Origin of the sequence: Pelotomaculum terephthalicicum JT, assembly GCF_022410535.1 — a bacterium.
GTDB lineage: Bacteria > Bacillota > Desulfotomaculia > Desulfotomaculales > Pelotomaculaceae > Pelotomaculum_D > Pelotomaculum_D terephthalicicum.
Genome location: NZ_JAKNBL010000010.1, coordinates 60,842 through 82,428, shown reverse-complemented (window position 1 = coordinate 82,428; position 21,587 = coordinate 60,842). Strand labels below are relative to the sequence as shown.

Below are 21,587 nucleotides of genomic sequence, written 5' to 3'. Positions count from 1 at the left end.
TGCGATTCATGTCATTTATTGAGGTAAGCGGGAGGGTTGTTTCACAACCTTTTTATGAGAGATGAAGCGAAGTCTAAAGAATAAGAGCCTGGTTAATCATTCTGGTTTTTCGTTAATTGAGGTAATGATTGCGGTTGCCATTAGTGGTATGATCGTTGCGCTTGTCATACCTGATTTTAATAGATTAATCGGGCGATACAGCTTGGAATGCGCGGCCAGGGAACTGGTCTCGGACATGCGCGCAGTTCAACAAAATAAGATGAGAGACGAAAACTGCAGTTTTTACATCCAGTTTGACAACGTTATGGACAGCTATTATCTAATCAATGCTGAAAGCGGACCAAAGGCATATAAAACAACCAAGCTTCCTGCCGGTGTGGATCTCTATTATGCAGCTTTTGGCCCAAATAGTGAGCTCCGTCTTTTTTTTAACACCAAAGGAAATCCCGTCAATGGTATTGGCGGTCATGCCACCCTTAAAGACCGGGCGACCGGGGATTCCCTATATGTCATTATTGACTCTGTCGGCAGGGTGCGGGTTAGCAGAAACCATCCGTAGCAAGCATCGTTTTTGGTCGGGGTGATGGGTTGAGATATATTATACAAGATGAGCGAGGATTTACATTAGTAGAAGTACTGGTGGCGTTGGTTATTCTGTCGGTGTCGCTGGCGGCAATGATGGACGGCTTCGTTACCGCCTGCCGCGGTAACGCTGATATATACCGTTATAATACTGCTTTGTCGCTGGCTCAAAGTAAAATGGAAGAAATAAAAAACAGCCCTTTTATTCTGGTGAAGGATATCGCCCTGGTTGATTTTGCCGGGGAAAGTGACTATGCCGGATTTGCCGGTTTTCGGTACTCGGTGGCTGTGGCGGATAACGATTTGATAAGTAAAACGGTCATTGTCACGGTTTCTTATAATGACGCAGGCATCTCGGAAGAAGTGGCTTTAACCGGCGAGATTGCGAGGAGGTGAAAACGTGGGCCACTTTAAAAACGAGCGTGGTTTCACCCTGGTCGAATTAATGCTTTCAACTCTCCTGTTGAGTATACTCTCCTTGGCGTTATGGGATATTTTCAGCCAGTGCTCGATGTTTTGGAAGCGGGCCGGTGACAAGGTGGATTTGTATGACGGCCTGCGCATATCGCTTGGCAGGATGTGTAGAGAAATAAGATACGCGGGAAGCATATCAACCTCCAGCGACGTCGGCAGTTTCACTTTTGTCAACGCTGATGGAAATACCGTTCGCTATTATTGTAATTTAAATGAATTGCTGCGCAGGGAAAAAGGTGTGTCAAGTCCGGTGGCGAGTGATATTGTGAGTGTCAGTTTTGTTTACACCACCAAAGCGGGGTTGGTTATTGACCAGTCCAATATTGCCGGGCAAAAGCTATTACCCAATTGGACTGACTCCGTCGAGCTTCTGACAATATCATTAGCAGCGAAAAAAGAAGACGTAGGTCCGTTTGTGCTCACTCAAAAAGTGCGATTGAGGGCTTTGCCGTGAAAAGTGTCGATAATGAATCCGGCCAGGCGCTCATTTTGGTTGTGATGATGACGTTGCTGATTCTGTTAATTGGTTTTTCGACGCTTACCTTAGTCAGTGAGTGCCGCAAAGCATCCTTAGCGGAAAGAACAATGGTGCAGGCTTATTATATTGCGGACGCCGGGGTGGAGCGCGCGCTTGCCAAGGTCAAGTCGGACAGTGGCTGGCTGTGGGATGACGTTCATTTTGATTCTAATAAGGAAGTTGAATTTATCATCAACCAAAACTACGCCGGTGGCGTAATCACTGAGGTAAAAGTTAAAGAGGAAGGCATTTATCCCGCAGTTCCATTATCAAGGGAAGATGTCGCATATACAAATATTTTAATAACTTCGGTAGGTGCTTATGAAGGTAGTAAAAAAACACTTGAAGTGAGGGCAAGAGTAGACGCGCCGTTGCATTTCTCCAGGGGTGTGTGGGTCAATTCGCCGGAGTCGGATTTTGGCGGCGGAGTGGTGATTTCTCATGTCACATCATCCGGTGATCTGATATTCCGGCGCAACGGCATATTCAGCGGAGAGATAACCGCGGGCGGGACCGTTACGGTTTTAGAAAGCGTGACAGTTGCAGCGGATGAAGTTAAAGCGGCAAAAAGCATTATCCTGGAAAGCGGCGCGCAGGTAAACGGCGGAGTCAGACAAGCAGGCGCCAGTCCTTTTCAAGTGGCTTTAGCCGGCAGGGCCTCGATTAGCGGAGATATTTATTATAACGGGGTTCTTTTTAATGATAGCGGTAATGTCATGGAGGCTTCCAAGCTGCATCAGGGCGGCGCCGGTGTTATAACGGTGCCGCCTTTTCCGGTTCTGGATTTGTCAATGTACGAAAAAAACCATGATTTGAAATATACGGGCGACAAAGCTTTTACCGGCAGCTTTGAAATAAGCGGGATTACTTATGTCACGGGCGATGTGACGATATCGGGGAATTATAACGGAGTTGGCGCAATCGTCGCCGGAGGAGATGTATATATTTCAAGCGACTTAAAAAGAAATCATGATAATCCGGCCAGCAGCCTGGCGATTTTGTGCTTCGGCGACAGAGGTATAACAATCGCCGACGGCAAAGAGGTCTGGGCGTTGTTGTACACGCCCTCCGGGGGAGCGTCGGGCGCGGGAATGCTCAATGTCGGGGGCGCCGCGACAGTGCATGGCAGTCTCATCTGCGATAAAATCATGATCAGCCCTGCAGCCAATACCCTGGTTCAATATGAGAGTTCTTTATCTAACCATCAGCCGGAATGGATCACAACTAAGATAAGCATTACTTCCTGGCATGAAAATTACCCGGTCTTTTAGATGGATTATTTATTTTTTTGCCGATTATTAATGTTAAAAGGGTTTTTGCCATTAACGGGGAATAATTTAAAAAACAACTAGTCAATTATAAAAATTTGACATTAGTTGTCAGGAAGTTGTAAGTAATAGCCAAGAACAGACTATAACAAGATACAGACTATAATATGGAGGCTGTAAATTAGCATGAATATGTTTTCCTGGATGTTGGTGGGGCACATGATCGGCGATTTTCTGCTTCAAACAGGTTGGATGGCTAAAAAAACCAGCAACGCAACTTCGCTGTTAACCCATTGTTTGGTTTACACTATGACCATCTATATTGTTGCCTTGCCGGCGGGTGGTCTGAGTGCTCGGGCTCTTATCGTTATCTTTGTCAGCCACCTTGTTCTGGATCAGAGAAAGTTTGTGCTCTTTTGGGTTCGCCGGGTAAACAATGCTGATAGTCTGCCGTGGATGAGCATTGTAATTGATCAGAGTTTCCACCTGCTGGTACTGGGATTAACAGCGCAGTACCTAGTTAAATAACGGTCGTCAAAAATTTGCGCGCCCGCGTTAATATAACAAAATTATTATGGACAGGGTAGTGAAAATATGATAAAGTTTTTAGCGAAGTGAGACATGAGTTAGAAGACCTGCTTAAGTGCGGACTAACAACCTGCCACGAAAGAGGGGTGGTTAAGATAAGTAAAGATAGGGCCGCGAAGGTCTTTTTTCCCTCATGAAAGAGACCGTCGTGGTTTTTGTTTTTTGTTTTCATGTTAGAAAAAGTACATATCAATATGAAAGGGGAGTGTGGGGATGCTCAGTACGACAGGCATCATAGTATTCATTTTGCTTCTAGCTGTAGCGGGCTACTTCTGTGTGATGGGGTTAGCCAAGCTTTATAACAGAGTGAGGATAGGCCGTCCAATCGACCGCTCCGATCGTCTTATGGAGCGTATAATGGGGTTTTTCGGCCGACAGGATTGTCAGCGCAAGATTGCCAGGGAGCCGGCTGCGGCCCTGATGCACCTTCCTATTTTATACGGAGTGATTTTATTTATCCTCGGCGCGGTTCATCTCGCCTTGGAAAAACTAATAGGTCTGGTTATATTTGGGTCACCGTACTTTTATTTAATTACTGAAATTGGCGGTATTCTGCTTTTATTCGGGATGTTGTACTCAGCCTGGCGGCGCTATGTGCAGAAAATTCCCCGCCTGGACACGGGAACATGGGAAGAAGAAAGATTTATTGTCTTCCTTATTTCAGATCTCTGTTTGATTGTGGTAGCGTTCTTCCTTTCCTACGGGTTTAAACTGATCGCTTCCCCCGAGTATTTTGACCAGTGGCGGCTTTCGATGGCCCCGGCAAGCCTTCTGGTGGCCTCATTGTTTAACGGTGTGGAGCCTGCCATGGCCGGCAAGCTCGAATTGGTCTTCTGGTGGGTGCACATTTTGGCTGCTTTTACCCTGATCGGTATTCCGCGTTACTCTCCATTGCTTCACCCTGCGGCCGCGCCGCTTAATATTATTTTCAGGTATATGGACAGCAAGATCGAGCCGATGGAGAAGATTGACTTTGAAGATGAAGAGAGAGAAACTTTTGGCGTAAATAAGCTGTCGGATTTTACCTGGAAGGATCTGCTGGATTGTTATGCCTGCGCCGAATGCGGCCGCTGTCAGGATAACTGCCCGGCTTATTTGACCGACAAGCCGCTTTCTCCGAAAAAACTGCTGGCTCATATCAAAGAGCACCTGGAAGAGATCGTCCCCGGCGAACCGCGGATCAAGATGGTTGACGGCCACATGGTGTTTGATCAGCAGGAGCAAAAGTCGGAAGATGCCGAGGATGCCAAAAAACTGCTTGGCGAAGTGATCGACGAACATGCAATCTGGGCCTGCACTACTTGCCGGGCCTGCCGTGAACAATGTCCCAACATGAACGAGCATGCCAACAAAATCATGCAGCTTAGGCGGGCGTATGTTTTGGACGAGAGCGACTTTCCTGCCGAGGCCCAGTTGACTTTTACCAATATGGAGCGGAACTCGAACCCGTGGGGGATTGGTTGGGCTGACCGCGCTAACTGGGCTGCCGACTTGGATGTTAAGATCCTTGGTGAAGCCGAGGACGCGGAGAGTGTGGAGTATCTCTTTTACGTTGGCTGCGCCGGATCCTTCGACGACAGAATCAAGAAAGTATCGACTGCCCTGGTTAAGGTTTTAAAGGAAGCGGGAGTAAGTTTCGGCATTCTGGGCACAGAAGAAAAGTGCTGTGGCGACTCGGCACGGCGGCTGGGTAACGAGTACCTGTTCCAGAGTATGGCCGAGGAGAATATCGAAACCTTTAAGGGCTACGGGGTAAAGAAAATTATTACCGCCTGTCCGCACTGTTTTACGGTGATGAAAACCGACTACAAACAGATGGGCGCTGACTTTGAGATAATACACCATACCCAGTTGATTGATCAATTAATCAAAGCCGGTAAGATTAAGCCGGGCGCGCTGGGAGAACAATTAAAGGCGACCTACCATGATTCCTGTTATCTTGGGCGCTATAATGAAGAATACGACGCTCCCAGGAATATTATTGCCGCGGTAAAAGGTGTTTCCCTGGTGGAAATGACCCGGTCAAAACAAAAAGGCTTCTGTTGCGGCGCGGGCGGCGGGCGCATGTGGCTTGAAGAAGATATCGGCAAGCGGATCAACATAGCGCGTACAGAACAGGCTCTGGAACTGGATCCACAGGCTATTATCTGCAACTGCCCGTTTTGCCTGACCATGCTCGAAGACGGCTTGAAGGATAAGGAAGCCACTGATCGAGTTAAAGTATATGATGTTGCCGAACTAGTTGCGCGGATTTCTTCTTAGCGAGTCAATGAATATTGATTAACAAATAACGGGAGCCGGAAGTCAGAGACTAGATGCCGGAATAAGTGAAAGGTTCTTTCCGTATTCCCTTCTTGTTTCTGTTAATCCGGCTTCATTATTTTTGTCAGCCAAGCGCAAGATTACATTTCACCATACTTATTCCCGGGGCTTATTGTGGAACCTAAACGGTTATGTTATAGTAATAAGTCGGGAGTCGGAATGAGAGAACGGCTTGTCGTCTCGGATTATTCCGAATTCCGGCTCCTGAATTTTGAATACCTGAATAGTAGCATGTTATACACTATTCTGTTTTGAAAGGGAGTGTTCGGTGTGCTGGAAATGAAGAACCTGTCCTTGACACTTGAAGGTGATAAAGGTCCTGTGGAGATCCTTAAGGATATCAATATTGTTTTCAAAGACCGCTTGCTATATGTTTTTACCGGACCCAACGGAGGAGGGAAGTCATCCCTGGCCAAAGTAATCATGGGTATTTATAAACCAACAGCCGGTAAGATCCTGTTTAACGGTAAGGATATAACCGGGCTGGGAGTGACCGAGCGGGCTAGATTGGGTATAGGTTACGCGTTCCAGCAACCTCCCCGCTTTAAAGGCTTGACGGTTGGGGAACTGTTACAACTCGCGCTAGGAAAAGATAAAGCAATGAAAGAGTGCAGTCTGCTTTATGACGTGGGTCTTTGCCCGCAAGACTACCTGGAACGAGAGGTGGACATCAGTCTTTCCGGTGGTGAGCTTAAACGGATCGAAATTGCCAGCCTGCTGGCTAGAGAACTGAAGCTTGCTGTTTATGACGAGCCGGAAGCAGGTATAGATCTGTGGAGCTTTAGCAGGTTAACTGAAACGTTTCAAAATTACCACAGAATGCACGACACTACAATTGTGCTGATATCGCACCAGGAGAGAATATTAAGTCTCGCTGATGAAATTATCCTGGTGGCTGACGGTATGATCAAAGAACAAGGAAGTAGAGACGTTGTTTGGCCTTTGATTATGGAGGATGCCTGTTGTAACTGCCGTGACGCATGCAGCGAAGGGAATGAGGAAATTGTTCAATGCCATAGATAAGCATATGTTGCAGACTGTTGCAGGAATGCACGATATTCCCCGGGGAGCTTATAACATTCGTAAGAATGGAGTGGGAATCAGTCGCAATACCACGGCAAATATTGAGATTAAAACGAAAGAAGACAAGCCTGGAATTGATATTATAGTCAAACCGGGAACAAAAGACGAGAGTATCCATATACCGGTGATTTTGACAGCCGAGGGACTGGAGGACTTGGTATATAACACTTTCGATATTGGAGAGGGAGCGGATGTCCTGATTGTTGCCGGCTGCGGCATACATAATCCCGGGGATGCTAGCGCGCGGCACGATGGAATACATAATTTTATCGTTCGTAAGGGTGCGCGTGTTCGTTATGTGGAGAAACACTATGGTGAAGGAAATGGACAGGGCCAAAAAATACTCAATCCGAAGACTATCGTGGAAATGGAAGAATACGCTTATGCGGAGATGGAACTGGTGCAAATCAGTGGTGTTGACAACACAAAACGTGATACAGAGGCTCGTTTGCACAAAAACGCCCACCTGTTTATCACTGAGCGGATGCTTACGGATGGTGTTCAGTTAGCTGAGTCAAGAATACTCGTCGAGTTGGTGGGGCAGGATTCCTCTGTCAGGATCGTTTCCCGTTCGGTGGGCAGAGATAATTCCCGGCAAGTTTTTTACCCCCGCGTGGTTGGGTTAAACCGCTGCCGGGGTCATGTGCAATGTGACTCAATTATTATGCATCAGGCTCAGATTAGTTCCACACCTGAAATTGCTGCGAACCACGCGGAGGCTCAACTAATTCACGAGGCCGCCATCGGGAAGATTGCCGGTGAGCAGTTAATTAAACTTATGTCGATGGGGCTTTCAGAATCAGAAGCAGAAGAAACCATCCTAAAGGGATTTTTAAAATAATTCGTTCATGAACATTAAAGCAACGTCCCAACCCGTCGTGAGTTACTGGGTTTGCAAAATTAGAGCGGCGGGTTGTTTTTATTGGTGGAGTTTTATAGGACAATAGCCCATTTTTACCATTATCGGCCTGTTTTCTGGTTCATTGCTTTTGTTAATGTAATTTTTTGTTATAATAGTAAGGTAAGTTACTAATAATAAGTTACTAATAATATGGAGGTTTGCGATTATGCCGACCAAATTGAAACGGTTGCTATTATTTACAATAGTAGTTGCTTTTTTAGCCGGAATGGTGTTTATGGGCGGCTGTGATTTCCCCGGGAATTTTCTGCCGGCTAAACAGGGTAATCAGGTTGGTGAGCCGGTGAATGCTGATCCACTGCCAGGAACGGCTCCCGACGCTGTTGCTGATGTAGTTTCCAGTACCAGCCAGGCTGTTGTTAAGATTTCCACAAGAATGGTGAATGGTGAAGCTGGCGACCCTCTATTTAACGACCCATTCTTTCGCCAGTTTTTCGGCGTGCCTTATCGGCCCCAGCAGCAGGAAGAAGGCCTCGGCTCGGGGTTTATCATGTCTAAAGACGGTTTTATTTTGACAAATGAACACGTAATTGATGGTGCTAATGATATTGCTGTTACTGTCACCGGCTATGATCAGCCGCTGGCGGCTAATGTTGTCGGATCGGATTATAACCTGGATTTGGCTCTCTTGAAGATAAACGCTGATTCGGATCTGCCCTTTCTAAATATGGGTAATTCCGACCAGGTTAGGGTAGGCAACTGGGTAATCGCTATTGGAAACCCCTATGGATTAGACCATACTGTGACGACCGGGGTGATCAGCGCCAAAGGACGCCCGATTAATGTCGGCGACCGGCAATATGAAAACTTGCTTCAGACAGATGCTTCCATTAATCCGGGAAACAGCGGCGGGCCTTTGCTTAACCTCCGGGGTGAGGTAATTGGGATCAATACGGCCATTAGCGCTCAAGCTCAAGGAATTGGTTTTGCTATTCCCACGAGTACGGTGCAGCGTGTGCTTGAGGAATTGAAAAACAGTGAAAACAGCGCGGGTCCATGGGTTGGCGTTCAAGTGCGACCGGTGGATGAGGAGGCAGCTCGCTATCTTGGGCTGGCTGAGGCGGAAGGGGCTCTAGTGACAGGTGTGATTGCCGGCAGCCCGGCCCAAAAAGCTGGCCTAAAGCAATGGGATGTGATTGTCGAGTTTAACGAGGTCAAGATAAACAATGCGGATGAACTGGTCACGGCGATTAAGGCTACTCAAGTGGGAAATAAAGTGAAGGTTTTATTGGTACGCAATAGGCAGCTAAACTCTGTAAATATTTCAATAGCTGAAAAACCAAGGAACATTAAATAAGAATAGTACTCAGGAGTCAGGAGTCAGAATTAAAGAATTGTTTTATTGTCTCGAGATTTCTGAATTCTGACTCCTGAGTTCTGAATACTATGAGGGAAATGCAGGTTTCGTTTATGGTTGACTGGGACCGGATTTACAGACTGTTAGATGATATTACACCTCTTGCTGTGGACTGCGGCCGTCTTTGTGGATCAGCCTGTTGTTCCGAGTGGGAGCAGGGTGCGGGTATTTACCTTTTGCCCGGGGAAGAAAGCATGTTCAGCGGGTTTGATTAGGGAAAATATAGAGTTGAAGTCACGCCGGATTGATATTATGGAAAAAGATCCATGGAGAAAATTGTTGGGATTAAGTTAACTTAACTCAGTTATTCTTTTTTAAATGATCCTCTCGTTCCACGATTTTACTTTGAGGCGCGCGGGTATCAGGAATGCCGGCGGGCGGGTAACGACGCATCAATTCTTGCCTGGTCATTATTATATATTTGGGCGAGAGTTTTTTTCTGTATGTTTTGGAATTCTTCAAGCCGCCGGGATGAAAAAGGGTCAGCAGCAGATTTTCATACCAGCCTGTAAACATGCGGAAAAGGCCTGGTTTTAACTCATATGCTGTAAAACCAAGGCGCACCGTTCCTCGGTGCAGGAGGGTGATTCCCAATAATACCTTCGCTTTGCCGTACTGCTGATCATCCTGCATAAGTTTGGCCAGTTTAGGCAGACTGCGGCTTATTTCCCGCATGGCGATGATAGCGGTTCGTTCTGTCGAGGAGTTTTCACCAATTAAGCTCAATAAATGGTCGTTGTTGAGATGAATTTCAATATAATAATCTCCTCCTCTCAGCACAGAGCCGTCTTTCATCAGCCACTCCCGCCCGTGGTAACGGCGAAGCGCCAGCCGCCAGATAAACGATTTATTGTTTTCTATGTCTTTAATCCCGCTTAGCCGTCTGATTATCCAATCGATATGGCTCCATAAAAATAAAACTACTCTTTTGATGGTTGATCTGCTGTTTTTACCCGTCATGATCTCTTCCAAAGAAGCCACTCGCAAGCCGCGAAGTGTTATTTCCTCCAAGATTTGAGGCAAGGCGGCAATGACCCGGTCTGGTCCTCCCGGGGCGGCTCCTACGGAGTCGCTGTCATGAAATATCAGGATAACTCCGTCCCGGAGTTTGTTCAACACCCTGCGCGTTATGCTTTCCGGTGTGGCTCGCTTGGTCCAGTCCCAACTCATGTAAGTCCAGAGCACTACTTTTAGACCTCTGCTCCAGTAGTACCAGAGTGAAAACAGGTTATCGAGTCCCCACGTCGGGCGGAAATAAATTGGTTTTTTACCGGTGAGTTCTTCAATGACGCGATTTGTTTCCGCAATTTCGTTGATCGTGGCGCAAGGACCCAACAGCCAGGCAGCTTTGTGCCGGAAACCGTGGTTGCCGATTTCATGCCCGGCCGATACGATCTGTTTTATTAAATCAGGGTAAACTTTGGCCTTGGCGCCGGTAATAAAAAAACTGGCTTTTACTTGATAGCGGTTTAATATCTCCAGTATGCGCGGGGTGTAACGGGGGTCCGGCCCGTCATCAAAAGTAAGGACGACTCTACCTTTCCCTCTTGGGACGCGTGTAATCACATTAACCTGGCCGAAACGGGTCAGAATTGTCGGGACAACAGTATAAATAAGTAGAACTGTAAGTAATATTTTGAAAAAAAACGGTTCCACCAAAAACCCCTCTTGTTTGGCGCCGGAGCCGGAAAACGCTTCACGGTTCCGGTTAAGTCTTGGAGCTTGCCCAGAGTAAAATACGGCTACTTTGTAAATATTCTTTCCACCGGATAAAACAGATAGAAGCAGGACATGATGGCCAATAATGTTGTGCTGATGATGATGGGGGCTTGAATTCCCATATATTTTGCCACAACACCCCCCATTGCCGGACCGATGGCCACACCCATGCCTTCGATGGTGGAAAAGACGCCCCAGCCGGTAGCCTGTCTGTCTGGCGGGACCGCTTTAGACAGTAGGTTGTTCCAGGCGGGTAGAACCGCGGCATATGAAAATCCGATCAGGGCGGCCAGCAGGTATGCGTTAAAGGCATCCCTGACAACAGAAAACGCTGCCAGGGATAGCGCGCTGATGCCAAAACCGGCGCTTAAAATAAATTTAAGATTTACCCGGTCGGCCAAACGGCCCATCGGCAAGAATGACAGGGCTGCCGCCGCTCCGCCAATTAACAAAAGAATACCGTACTGGCTGGGTTCCAGTCCAATTTTATTTTGCGCGTACAGGGGAAGTAAGGGTAATAGCAACCCCCCTGTCAAGGTTTGGAGAAACATACCCGGCAAGAGAATCTTTTTAATTGCTTTATTCTGGAGCATTTTTAATAATTCTTTTTTAATAGAGTAGCCCTGACCGCTGCCGGTTTTGCTCTCCGCTCCCGGCAATAGTGTTGCAGATACAGCCAAAGCAAAGCCCCAAAGGAAAATCAACAACCAGAAAGCGATATTATAGTCCCGGGCAATAAAAAAGTTTATTACAACCGGGCCCCCACCGCCACCAACCAGCCAGATTGCGAAAATAATACCCATCCGGGTTGCCCGTTCTTTAAGCTGAACCGGCGCCACTTTACTGATCACGGCAAGCCATACAGGCGAGATACCCAATCCCAAGACAGCTGACCCGGCAAGCAGGAGAATGGCGGAAGGGTGAATTTTCATCAGCACCAAAGCTGCCAGTCCGACTAGCAGCCCGATTAGCATCGTTAAATGTCCCCGGCGGTCCAACTGCCAGCCGGCCGCACCCTTTGAAAGGGTTTCCGCCAGGTAGTGCGCGGATACGGCAAGGCCGGCCGCGGCTACTGAAATACCTAAATAATTAACCGCGTAAAGCGGGAGGAATGTAAGAAAGAATGCGCCCCGTGTAAATTCAATCAAGAGAAGCACCAGTAAGAGGCAATATTCTTTTGGGGAAAGAGAAATATTTTTTAAAACGCGCAAGAAATTACTCCTTTATAGAAAATACTAATAAAAATACAATCTTTTCTATTATACACTATAGGCGAATTATGAACAATTACTGTACAAAAGCTGTCAAACATAATAATCATGAAAAAGGGATTGATTGTTGAAGAGGTTGAATGTATAATCGATTTGCGAACGGTTCTAATTATCATATTGGCAATAATGATTATCATTATTGGAGGGGATGCTATTGACCCTGGACAATGTTAGAAAAGGCCAGTTAATTAGAATATCCAATATTCCTGATGAAGAGACCCGCATCAAAGCTATTCGTTTTGGCATTTCGGAGGGAGAAGTTGTCACCTGCCTTGAAGTGGTGCCGGCGGGTCCGGTGGTGGTATCTAAGAATAAACAGGAAATTGCTATCGGCCGGAGTTTGGCCAGCGCTATTTTGGTTGAGCCATGCTAATAGTTGAACAGACTAATTCATTATGACATTACTGTCGGGGGTGAGGAGGTATTGGCGGGCAGCGGGTTAAAAGCCGGCAACATGGTGAAAGGAAAAAAGATTGTTTTGGCCGGCAACCCGAATGTTGGCAAGTCAGCTCTCTTTAACATCCTCACCGGTCTATATGTGGATGTGTCGAATTATTCCGGGACCACTCTCGATATGGCCTGCGGCAGGTACAACGGCGACGTGATAATCGAAGCGCCGGGCGTTTATGGTTTATCCTCCATAAATGATGAGGAAAAGATCACCCGGGATATTATCCTGGCGGCGGACATCGTGGTAAACGTTATCAACTCGCTCCACCTGGACCGGGATTTATTTTTTACCCTGCAGATTATCGATATGGGCATTCCAATGGTTATTGCCTTGAACATGACGGATGAAGCCGTGCAGAGAGGACTTGGAATTAATATCCGTCTTCTTGAGGAATTGCTGGGAGTGCCTGTTGTATCTATTGCCGCTGTGCGTGGCATTGGCATTGACGAGTTAAAAAAAAAGATTTACACAGCCCGGCCGGGCCATGCTCATTTTCAGCCGATAGAAAAAATAAATAAAATGCTTCATAGAATGAACAGGAGAGAAGCACTGCTTGTCATTGAGGGGGACACTGAGCTCAGCGAGTGTTACGGAGTTAAACCCGGAACCGACCGAGAGGCTATTTACCGCGCCCGGCGGGAAAGGGTTAACCAGATTGTGGCGCAGGTAGTCAGAGAGATTAACAAAGATGCGGGCATTGCCGCCAGGTTGGGGAATTGGATGCTCCTTCCCGTAACCGGTTTTCCGCTTTTGGCCTTGACATTATGGGCTGTTTACAAACTGGTGGGAGTTTTCCTGGCCCAATCTGTGGTCGATTTCACCGGGGACGTAATGAACGGGTATTATGAGCCGGCGGTCAGGTCATTGCTGAGCGGTATTATGTCACCTGAGGGTGTTTTATATACAATTCTCGCCGGACAATACGGGGTGCTGACTTTAACTGTCACCTATCTAATTGGTCTATTGTTTCCGTTAGTGCTAGGAATTTTTTTTGTTCTTTCTATCTTGGAAGATTCGGGATACATGCCCCGCATTGCCACTTTGTTGGACCGCGCTTTGACCGGCATCGGCCTGAATGGACAGGCCGTGATCCCTCTGTTGCTGGGTTTCGGATGCGTAACTATGGCTTGTATAACAACAAGAATTCTTGGGTCCGACCGTGAACGCAGGATAGCCGTATTTTTACTGGCGCTTGGTATTCCCTGCTCGGCGCAGATAGCGATAATCACAGCTGTGCTTGCCGGTTCAGGCGCTTTATATATGCTTCTATACGTGCTTTTTATGCTGGGCATAGTATTGTGTGCCGGCACGTTGCTGAAGCGTTTTCTGCCCGGCAGGCCATTCCCTTTGTTGATTGAATTGCCGCCATTGCGTTTGCCGGGAGTGCAGAACGTTTGCCAAAAGGCATGGGGCAGATCATATCAGTTTATAAAAGAAGCTTTTCCCATTTTTGCCATGGGAACACTTTTATTGGGGATTTTTGATGCATATGGTTTTTTGCATGAATTGCAACGACTCCTGGCGCCAATAACCGTAAGCTGGTTACACCTGCCTGAAGATGTGGCGGATATCTTTATTATGGGTTTTATCAGAAAAGAATTTGGAGCGGCAGCCGTCTTGAACCTGCAGATGCTCCCTCTGCAAAAGTTTATTGTCATGCTTACTCTGTCGCTAACCGTGCCTTGTATAGCCTCAGCAATGGTAATTTTCAAGGAGCGTGGCTGGCGAGAGGGGTTGCTGATATGGGCCGTTGTTTTTATCCTGGCTTTTCTTATTGGCGGATTAGCGACGCGCCTGCTGGAAATCTGGTTGGCCTAAAATTTCTTCGCTTATTATAATTGACGTAATCTGCGCGATTGGTGGAGAGAGAAGTTAACTATATGCTATAATATAGCATTAGTTGTGCCATTATAAAGAGCTGGATTTATAATTTATTAACATAAACTTATTTAATAGATTACTTCTCAGGTGGATATAATGCATAAAAAAACTAGTCTATTGGCCTTTTTGACGATATTATTGATTATCTTTGCCGCTGATTCCGCGCTTGCCTCCACCAGTCCTGTTATTGTGGGTGGCGCGGCAATAATTATCGACAGCAATAACGGCCAGGTGCTATATGAGAAAAATTCGCACCAGCGCATGTATCCGGCCAGCACAACCAAGACTCTAACCGCGATAATAGCCTTGGAAAACAGCAAGCTGAGTGATCAGGTGAAAATATCAAGTGACGCGTGCAACATAGAAGGTTCGGCCATTGGTTTGCAAGAGGGCGAGAGCGTTTCCATGGAAGACTTGCTGTATGCGTTGATGTTGAATTCAGGGAATGATACGGCAATTGCCATTGCTCAATATATCGGTGGTTCAGTGAGCGGTTTTGTTGAAATGATGAATAAAAAAGCAGGGGAAATCGGCGCTTTGGACAGCCACTTTAATAATCCCCACGGGTTGCCTGACCTCAATCATTACAGCAGCGCTTATGACCTGGCTATTATCGGTCGTTATGCGATGAAGAATCCGGAATTCCGAAAAATTGTCTCGACCAAAACCCGGAATATCCATCGGGAAAATCCTGAAGCGCAGACATATCTTTTAAATCGCAACAACATGTTGTGGAATTATGAAGGTGCTATCGGTATTAAGACCGGTTATACAGACGCGGCCGGACAATGCCTGGTAACGGCCGCCAACAGGCAAAACCGGGAATTGATTACAGTGGTGTTGAATAGCGTCGGAACCAGTATCTGGGATGATACCAGAGTCCTCTTGGACTATGGTTTTGCTGAATTTAACTCGGTTTCAGTTATAAATGCGGCACAATACATCACGGACGCGCGGGTAAAATACGGAGCGCCAAACTCGGTGAATGTTTTTACCGACCAGTCGCTTAGTTATAATTTCCCAAAGGATAAACCAGTTGTAATTAGGCAAGAAGCAAGATTAATAGAGCAAATATCAGCGCCTATTAAGTCAGGCGATAAACTTGGTGAGCTGGTTTTTTTCTCCGGCGAGCGGGAAATCGGGCGTGTGGACCTGGTGAGTCGGCAGGATGTGGAGAAAAAGCGGTCTGCTTATTGGTGGCCGTGGCTTTCACTGATACTGTTAGTATTATTGTTGCGCTCAATAAACAAATTTAGATACAAATACCGGCGCCGTGATTTTGTCAATATGAGAAGACGCAAGTATTACTAAAAAAGGACTTGGGAGATTGCGTCAAACTAGGTTATGCATACCTGCAACAATGTCTTTTATTGACGGACGCGCGTGGATTGCTTATACTACAAGAAAAGCGTTACTGGCGGTGGTTTGATGAATGAGAAGGTTATTTCAGATATCGGGGAAAAGTTGAGAGAAAAGGAATGTAAGTTTACGTCACGGCGGGAGCACATACTAAAAGTCCTTTTAGAAAATAAAGGCAATCACCTTTGCGCCGAGGATATCTATAATCTGGTTAAGCAAAAAGCGCCGGATGTGGGAATCGCCACGGTATACCGTACATTGGAACTATTTCAGGAATTTGATATTATTAACAGCATGGATTTTGGGGATGGGCGCAGACGTTACGAGTTTGGCGGAGTGGAAGGTGTGAATCACCACCATCACCATCTCATATGCACCAAATGCGGCGCAATTATTGAAGTAAACGAGGACTTGCTGGAGGAGTTGGAAAACAGGGTCAGTAAACAGTATGATTTTAACGTAACCAACCACCAGTTAAAAATTTTTGGTATTTGCAAAAAATGTATCTGACTCATGCCACACAACGAGGTGGTATATTTTTTTAATGCAGAATCGTTTTATCATTAAGTAAGGAAGGACTTAACAAGTGCCGGTAGACTATCATCTGCATACGAAAATGTGCGGCCATGCCACGGGTGAGATTGAAGAATACTTTGCGTCTGCCCTAAGGCGGGGCTTGGTTGAGGTCGGCTTTTCAGACCACCTGCCGCTTTATTTCATGCCCCCGGATAAAATAATGCCCGGCTATGCCATGCTGGTGGACGAGATCCCCGCCTATGTCGGCGCAGTCAGGCGATTGCAGAAAAAGAGCGGGCCGGTGCGGGTAAGGCTGGGCGTAGAAGCTGATTTTGTCCCTGGTCATGAAAGCAAGCTGAGTAAGTTATTAAATTCCCAACCTTTCGATTACGTGATTGGATCGGTGCACTTTATTGACGGTTGGAGTTTCGATAATCAAGAAGAATTGGATAAATACAGCGAATGGGACATCTGGAAGTTATATGAAAAGTATTTTGGCCTTGTCCAGCAGGCGGCTTTAAGCGGCTTTTTCGATATCATGGCCCACCCCGATTTGATAAAAAAGTTTAATTTTATCCCTGCCAGAAGTTTAATCCCTCTTTATGAAGATACCGCGCGGGTTTTTCAGCGGGCTGGGGTGTGTGTCGAGGTCAACACGGCGGGGCTCAGGTATCCGGTGCGGGAGATTTATCCTTCCCGGGACTTTTTAAAGATCGCTTTCCGGTATGGACTGCCTGTTACCCTGGGTTCGGACGCCCATCACCCGGACCAGGTCGGCGCGGGTTTTGCGCAAGCGGTAGCTTTAATAAAAGAAGTCGGTTACGAGGAAATAACCTTGTTCGACCAGCGGAACAGAATTTCAAAAAAGATATATTAACAAAGATTGCTAGAAGTGAGCCTGGTGATAAAAGTTTTCACCAGGCTTTTTAATTTTATTTTAAAAAAAGGAATTTTCTCATTAATATAGAATTAATTGTGGTGGAAAGTGGTGATTAGTGGATCGTATTATTTGCCAGTGAGGTTCCCGTCATGTTTATGGGAGAGTACCAGCACATTATTGACGCCAAAGGAAGGCTTTTTATACCAGCCCGTCTCCGAGAAGGCCTGGGAGATCTTTTTGTCTTGACAAAAGGTCTGGATGGATGCCTTTTCGCTTATCCCTGCCAGGAATGGCAGGTTTTAGAGCAAAAGCTGAAGTCGCTCCCCTTTACCAGGAGAGATGCCCGGGCCTTTGTTCGGTTTTTTTTCTCCGGAGCGACGGAGTGTGAGGTGGATAAACAGGGAAGAATATTAATACCGGGTAACTTGCGCGAATACTCCAAACTGGAAAAAGACGCTGTGGTAATTGGTGTTTCCACCCGGGTGGAAATCTGGTCTGCTCATGAATGGGAAAATTATAAAACAAAGGCCGCTTCTTCTTATGAGGATATAGCTGAGAAGATTATTGATATTGATTTAGAGCTGTAAGAAACGACAGGATTCAACAATTTAATATCCTGAAGTCGAAAAACATGGTAATATAAGCACAATGGAGTAGTGTTATGAATTTTGCTCACGTTCCGGTGATGCTGGTTGAGGCTGTCACTGGTCTAAGCATAAAGCGGAATGGAATTTATGTTGATTGCACGCTTGGTGGCGCGGGGCATAGTGAGTCCATCTTGGAACAGAACGGCCCACGCGGGCGGTTGATCGCATTTGATCAGGATCCGGAGGCCATCGCGTATGCCAGGGTAAAGTTGGCGCCGTACCATGGCAGGGTAGAATTTGTGCAGGCAAACTTTAAAGAGCTTGCGGTTAAATTGAATCAATTAAATATTGACTGTGTGGACGGGGTCTTATTTGATCTTGGCGCTTCTTCACATCAGTTTGACGACCCGGCCAGAGGTTTCAGCTATCTGAATAACGCTCCTTTAGATATGAGGATGAACCCTGAGCAAGAAATAACTGCCAGGACACTTGTTAATGAATTGTCGGTAAAAGAGCTGGCCTGGCTCATTAAAGAATATGGCGAAGAGCGCTGGGCATCCAGGATAGCTGAGTTTATCCAGGTGGAAAGAAGCCGCCGGCCGCTCGAAACAACCGGCCAGCTGGTTGAAGTGATTAAGAAAGCTATTCCAGCCCGCGCCAGGCGGAGTGGTCCGCACCCTGCTAAACGCACCTTTCAGGCGTTGCGTATAGCGGTTAACAATGAACTTGAGGTTTTAACGGAAGCTGTGTGTTCTGCCATACATGTTCTCGGTAACGAAGGAAGAATTTGCGTTATTTCTTTTCACTCATTAGAGGACCGTATTATCAAAGACTTATTTCGAGAACATGCGTCACCTTGTTCTTGTCCGAAAGAATTACCGGTATGCGTTTGCGGTAAAAAGAAGGTTCTGAATATTATTACGGCAAAGCCATTGGTGCCCGGGCCCGCTGAGTTGGAATTTAATCCCAGGTCTAGAAGCGCCAGGCTCAGGATAGCGGAAAAGGTATTGAATTAGCAGTGGTGAATAAGAGAATGGTCTATTCTCAATTCTTATGGAATATTATACCTGAACGTGTGTTCTGTGGTTCTATTCTTCGGGAGGGTTGAATAAGATTGATTGTAGCCCAGGAGAAGAAAGGCAACTGTGGTTTTTTTGATGAAACGTTCCAGCCGAGAAAAACACGCAGGCGCAAGGCGGTTTTCAAAAGTGAGAAACTTGTGCTTACGGGGTTCGTTATGGCGATTTTTTTAGTTGGTGTGTTTATTACTTATTATTGTTCCCAGTTATTTACCCTCGGTTACCAAATAAACCGGCTAAATAAAGAACTGAGCGTCCTCCGTGTGGAAAACCATGGTTTGGAAAAGGATATTCAGCAACTGGTAAGTATAGATAATATTGAATATCTGGCAATTCATAAGCTTAATATGGTTAAGCCGGATGCTGATAATTTTATGGTGATTACTGTTGCCGACACGGCCCCGCAGGAATCAACAACCCAGTCAAAAGTACAGCCTGATCAACCGGCCGCCGTATCCAGGGGTGAAAAAGAAAAAAGCCGCTTGATAGAAACTTTTGCTGAATTGGTAAACCGGTTTGATAATAAGAGCGGTTAGAGCGGGTTGAGGGTTGCGGTTTTTGGGAGGAGGCAAATGCAGACAACAAACATAATGATTCGAAAGAGAATAACCGTACTGTTTCTGACAGCCGCAGCTGTTTTCTTGTTTTTGGTTTTGCGTTTAGGCTGGCTTCAGCTTGTCGAAGGGGACAGGCTGAGAGCGGAAGCTCTGGGCATTCGTACCCGGGACGTGCCGGTGGAGGCCAAGCGGGGAGCGATACTTGACCGGAACGGCAATGAGTTGGTTTCAAGTGTCAGTGTGGATTCCGCATATGCATTCCCTCCCCAGGTTCCTGATAAACGGGAAAACGCGGATAGGATTGCCGGCGCCTTGGGAATGGATAAGGAAGACGTGTATAAAAAGCTCACTCAAAATGTGGGCTTTGTCTGGCTAAAGAGACGAATTGACTACGAATCCTCCCAAAAACTAAAGGCGCTAAAAATAGATGGTGTCGAACTGGTGGAAGAAAACAAGCGTTTTTACCGTCAGGACAATCTGGCCGCCCACTTGCTCGGATTTGTCGGTGATGACAACCAGGGCCTGACTGGGTTTGAAAGTGCTTATGATAAGGAATTGACAGGAATTCCAGGTCGTATCGTTATTGAAAAAGATGCCGTGGGAAGAAGCATTCCTGAAGCGGTGCACAAGTACGTACCACCCGTGCCCGGCAACAATCTGGTGCTGACAATTGATCAGACCATTCAGTTTTTTGTTGAAAGAGAGCTGGATAAGATTACAGAGTCCTACCATCCGAAGTTGGCTGTCATGATCGTAATGAATCCCAAAACGGGGGAAATCCTTGCCATGGGGAACCGGCCGACATTTAATCCGGCTGAGTGGCAGCGTTATCCTCAGTCTGTATGGGACCATAACCCGTCCGTCTGTTATAATTATGAACCCGGTTCAACTTTTAAAATCATTACAGCCGCTTCCGCTTTGGAAGAAGGCGCGGTGAGGCCGAGCGACACATTTAATGACCCCGGCTTTATCAAAGTCGCGGACCGGACAATCCGGTGCTGGTATGACGGCGGACACGGTTTGCAAACCTTTGAAGAAGTATGCCAGAATTCATGCAACCCCGGTTTTATTACAGTGGGTTTGAGGTTGGGCAAGGATAAATTTTATAAATATATCAATGCTTTTGGTCTGGACCAGAAGACAGGGATCAGCTTGCCCGGCGAGGAAGTAGGCCTGCAAATTCCTCTTGATGAAGTTACTGACTTAAATATTGCCACAATGTCCATCGGCCAGTCTATTGCTGTTACGCCAATCCAACTGATCTGCGCCGCTTCCGCGGTGGCCAACGGAGGAGTTTTGCTTAAACCGAGACTGGTTAAGGCGATTACCGACCCTGAAGGAAAGGTGCTGCAGGAGTTTAATACTGAACCGGTTCGCCAGGTAATTTCAAAAGACAGCGCTCAAACCTTGATGCGGCTGCTTACTAACGTGGTTCAGAAGGGAACAGGTCGAAATGCCTTTGTCGACGGGTATGGCGCGGCGGGTAAAACCGGTACCGCCCAGGTGGTTGAGCAGGGAAGGTATGTTGACGGCAAGTATGTGGCATCGTTTATGGGTTTTGCACCGGCGGACGACCCGGAAATTGCTACTTTGGTGATGGTAGCTGAACCCAACGGACCAAGCTATTTTGGCAGTCAGGTCGCGGCGCCGGCCTTTAAGGCGGTAGCGTTGGACACTCTGCACTACCTGAAGGTTCCGGAAAGGACTATAGAAAAACCGAAGGACCCCTTTATGTTTGAAGAACCCAAGTCGAGAATCATTGTCCCTAATGTGGTGAATTATCCGGTGGAAGCCGCCCAAAGGGTGCTGAAAAACGCCGGTCTAGTAGTTCAGACAAGAGGCCAGGGCGGTATTGTAAGCAGTCAGGTTCCCAAAGGTGGTGTTGATGTTTTGAGCGGCGCCACCGTCATTCTCGAATTGCAGGAAGCCAGCACATCCAATGAAGTTGCCGTACCTGACTTAAAAGGACTGACCATTAAAGAAGCAGGAAGCTTGCTTGAGAATCTGGGACTTGTTTTAAGCCCGGCAGGCACTGGAGTGGCTATCGGGCAGCAAGCGCCACCCGGATCAAAAGTTGCTAGAGGTTCGACTATTAATGTTGAATTCAGTGAAAGCTTTGTGCAAACCTTGCATGATTAAGAATATCAATAGATGTCAATAATGGAAATACTATGAAA

The 21,587-nt window shown here is 46.7% G+C and carries 21 protein-coding genes; 19 read left to right on the top strand and 2 right to left on the bottom strand.

Annotated features, from left to right (window positions below; all coding sequences use genetic code 11):
- The first annotated feature begins 61 nt into the window (after positions 1 to 61).
- The 10 genes from L9W92_RS08590 (at position 62) to L9W92_RS08545 (ending at position 9,325) form a co-directional block, all read left to right on the top strand.
- The gene (locus tag L9W92_RS08590) at positions 62 to 559 is read left to right on the top strand and encodes a pilus assembly FimT family protein (RefSeq protein WP_240083338.1); all 498 of its coding nucleotides are present in this window, start codon (positions 62 to 64) and stop codon (positions 557 to 559) included.
- A 29-nt stretch (positions 560 to 588) separates the two neighbouring features.
- Complete coding sequence (locus L9W92_RS08585) at positions 589 to 978, top strand: type IV pilus modification PilV family protein (protein WP_240083337.1); 390 nt, start codon at positions 589 to 591, stop codon at positions 976 to 978.
- Between the two features lie 4 nt (positions 979 to 982).
- Positions 983 to 1,510 carry a prepilin-type N-terminal cleavage/methylation domain-containing protein gene (locus L9W92_RS08580; RefSeq protein ID WP_240083336.1) on the top strand — a complete coding sequence of 176 codons (528 nt, stop codon included), beginning with the start codon at positions 983 to 985 and terminating at the stop codon, positions 1,508 to 1,510.
- A complete protein-coding gene (locus L9W92_RS08575) occupies positions 1,507 to 2,844 on the top strand; it encodes a pilus assembly PilX N-terminal domain-containing protein (protein ID WP_240083335.1) in 1,338 nt (445 codons plus the stop codon). Before L9W92_RS08580 ends, L9W92_RS08575 begins: the two co-directional genes overlap by 4 nt.
- 183 nt (positions 2,845 to 3,027) lie before the next feature.
- Positions 3,028 to 3,369, top strand: a complete 342-nt coding sequence (locus tag L9W92_RS08570) for a DUF3307 domain-containing protein (RefSeq protein ID WP_240083334.1) — start codon at positions 3,028 to 3,030, stop codon at positions 3,367 to 3,369.
- A gap of 273 nt (positions 3,370 to 3,642) precedes the next feature.
- Positions 3,643 to 5,691, top strand: a complete 2,049-nt coding sequence (locus L9W92_RS08565; protein ID WP_240083333.1) for a heterodisulfide reductase-related iron-sulfur binding cluster — start codon at positions 3,643 to 3,645, stop codon at positions 5,689 to 5,691.
- Between the two features lie 330 nt (positions 5,692 to 6,021).
- The gene (locus tag L9W92_RS08560) at positions 6,022 to 6,774 is read left to right on the top strand and encodes an ABC transporter ATP-binding protein (protein WP_240083332.1); all 753 of its coding nucleotides are present in this window, start codon (positions 6,022 to 6,024) and stop codon (positions 6,772 to 6,774) included.
- Positions 6,755 to 7,675: a SufB/SufD family protein gene (locus tag L9W92_RS08555; protein WP_240083354.1), complete on the top strand. Its 921-nt coding sequence runs from the start codon at positions 6,755 to 6,757 to the stop codon at positions 7,673 to 7,675. The genes L9W92_RS08560 and L9W92_RS08555 overlap by 20 nt, the downstream gene beginning before the upstream one ends.
- A 226-nt stretch (positions 7,676 to 7,901) precedes the next feature.
- Positions 7,902 to 9,050: a S1C family serine protease gene (locus tag L9W92_RS08550; protein WP_240083331.1), complete on the top strand. Its 1,149-nt coding sequence runs from the start codon at positions 7,902 to 7,904 to the stop codon at positions 9,048 to 9,050.
- An 89-nt stretch (positions 9,051 to 9,139) separates the two neighbouring features.
- Positions 9,140 to 9,325, top strand: coding sequence for a hypothetical protein (locus L9W92_RS08545; RefSeq protein WP_240083330.1), 186 nt, complete (start codon positions 9,140 to 9,142; stop codon positions 9,323 to 9,325).
- Between the two features lie 85 nt (positions 9,326 to 9,410).
- Here the strand turns inward: L9W92_RS08545 and L9W92_RS08540 are convergent, their stop codons facing one another.
- Entirely contained in the window at positions 9,411 to 10,766 is a 1,356-nt protein-coding gene (locus tag L9W92_RS08540) for a polysaccharide deacetylase family protein (protein WP_240083329.1), read from the bottom strand.
- Positions 10,767 to 10,852: 86 nt separating this feature from the next.
- Positions 10,853 to 12,040: an MFS transporter gene (locus L9W92_RS08535; RefSeq protein ID WP_240083328.1), complete on the bottom strand. Its 1,188-nt coding sequence runs from the start codon at positions 12,038 to 12,040 to the stop codon at positions 10,853 to 10,855.
- A gap of 214 nt (positions 12,041 to 12,254) precedes the next feature.
- Between L9W92_RS08535 and L9W92_RS08530 the strand changes: the two genes are divergently transcribed.
- The 9 genes from L9W92_RS08530 to L9W92_RS08490 all read left to right on the top strand — a co-directional run bounded on the left by L9W92_RS08530 (position 12,255) and on the right by L9W92_RS08490 (position 21,549).
- On the top strand, positions 12,255 to 12,473 hold the full coding sequence (locus L9W92_RS08530; protein WP_240083327.1) for a FeoA family protein: 219 nt from the start codon (positions 12,255 to 12,257) through the stop codon (positions 12,471 to 12,473).
- A gap of 3 nt (positions 12,474 to 12,476) precedes the next feature.
- The gene (feoB, locus tag L9W92_RS08525; RefSeq protein ID WP_240083326.1) at positions 12,477 to 14,369 is read left to right on the top strand and encodes a ferrous iron transport protein B; all 1,893 of its coding nucleotides are present in this window, start codon (positions 12,477 to 12,479) and stop codon (positions 14,367 to 14,369) included.
- 159 nt (positions 14,370 to 14,528) lie between these two features.
- Entirely contained in the window at positions 14,529 to 15,743 is a 1,215-nt protein-coding gene (locus tag L9W92_RS08520) for a D-alanyl-D-alanine carboxypeptidase family protein (protein ID WP_240083325.1), read from the top strand.
- A gap of 117 nt (positions 15,744 to 15,860) precedes the next feature.
- The gene (locus L9W92_RS08515; RefSeq protein WP_240083324.1) at positions 15,861 to 16,301 is read left to right on the top strand and encodes a Fur family transcriptional regulator; all 441 of its coding nucleotides are present in this window, start codon (positions 15,861 to 15,863) and stop codon (positions 16,299 to 16,301) included.
- A 76-nt stretch (positions 16,302 to 16,377) separates the two neighbouring features.
- Positions 16,378 to 17,184: a histidinol-phosphatase HisJ family protein gene (locus tag L9W92_RS08510; protein ID WP_240083323.1), complete on the top strand. Its 807-nt coding sequence runs from the start codon at positions 16,378 to 16,380 to the stop codon at positions 17,182 to 17,184.
- A gap of 152 nt (positions 17,185 to 17,336) precedes the next feature.
- A complete protein-coding gene (gene mraZ / locus L9W92_RS08505; protein WP_240083322.1) occupies positions 17,337 to 17,774 on the top strand; it encodes a division/cell wall cluster transcriptional repressor MraZ in 438 nt (145 codons plus the stop codon).
- 74 nt (positions 17,775 to 17,848) lie between these two features.
- Complete coding sequence (gene rsmH, locus L9W92_RS08500) at positions 17,849 to 18,790, top strand: 16S rRNA (cytosine(1402)-N(4))-methyltransferase RsmH (protein WP_240083321.1); 942 nt, start codon at positions 17,849 to 17,851, stop codon at positions 18,788 to 18,790.
- 98 nt (positions 18,791 to 18,888) lie between these two features.
- Entirely contained in the window at positions 18,889 to 19,389 is a 501-nt protein-coding gene (locus L9W92_RS08495) for a septum formation initiator family protein (protein WP_240083320.1), read from the top strand.
- Positions 19,390 to 19,425: 36 nt separating this feature from the next.
- Complete coding sequence (locus L9W92_RS08490) at positions 19,426 to 21,549, top strand: stage V sporulation protein D (RefSeq protein WP_240083319.1); 2,124 nt, start codon at positions 19,426 to 19,428, stop codon at positions 21,547 to 21,549.
- The last annotated feature ends 38 nt before the right edge of the window (positions 21,550 to 21,587 follow it).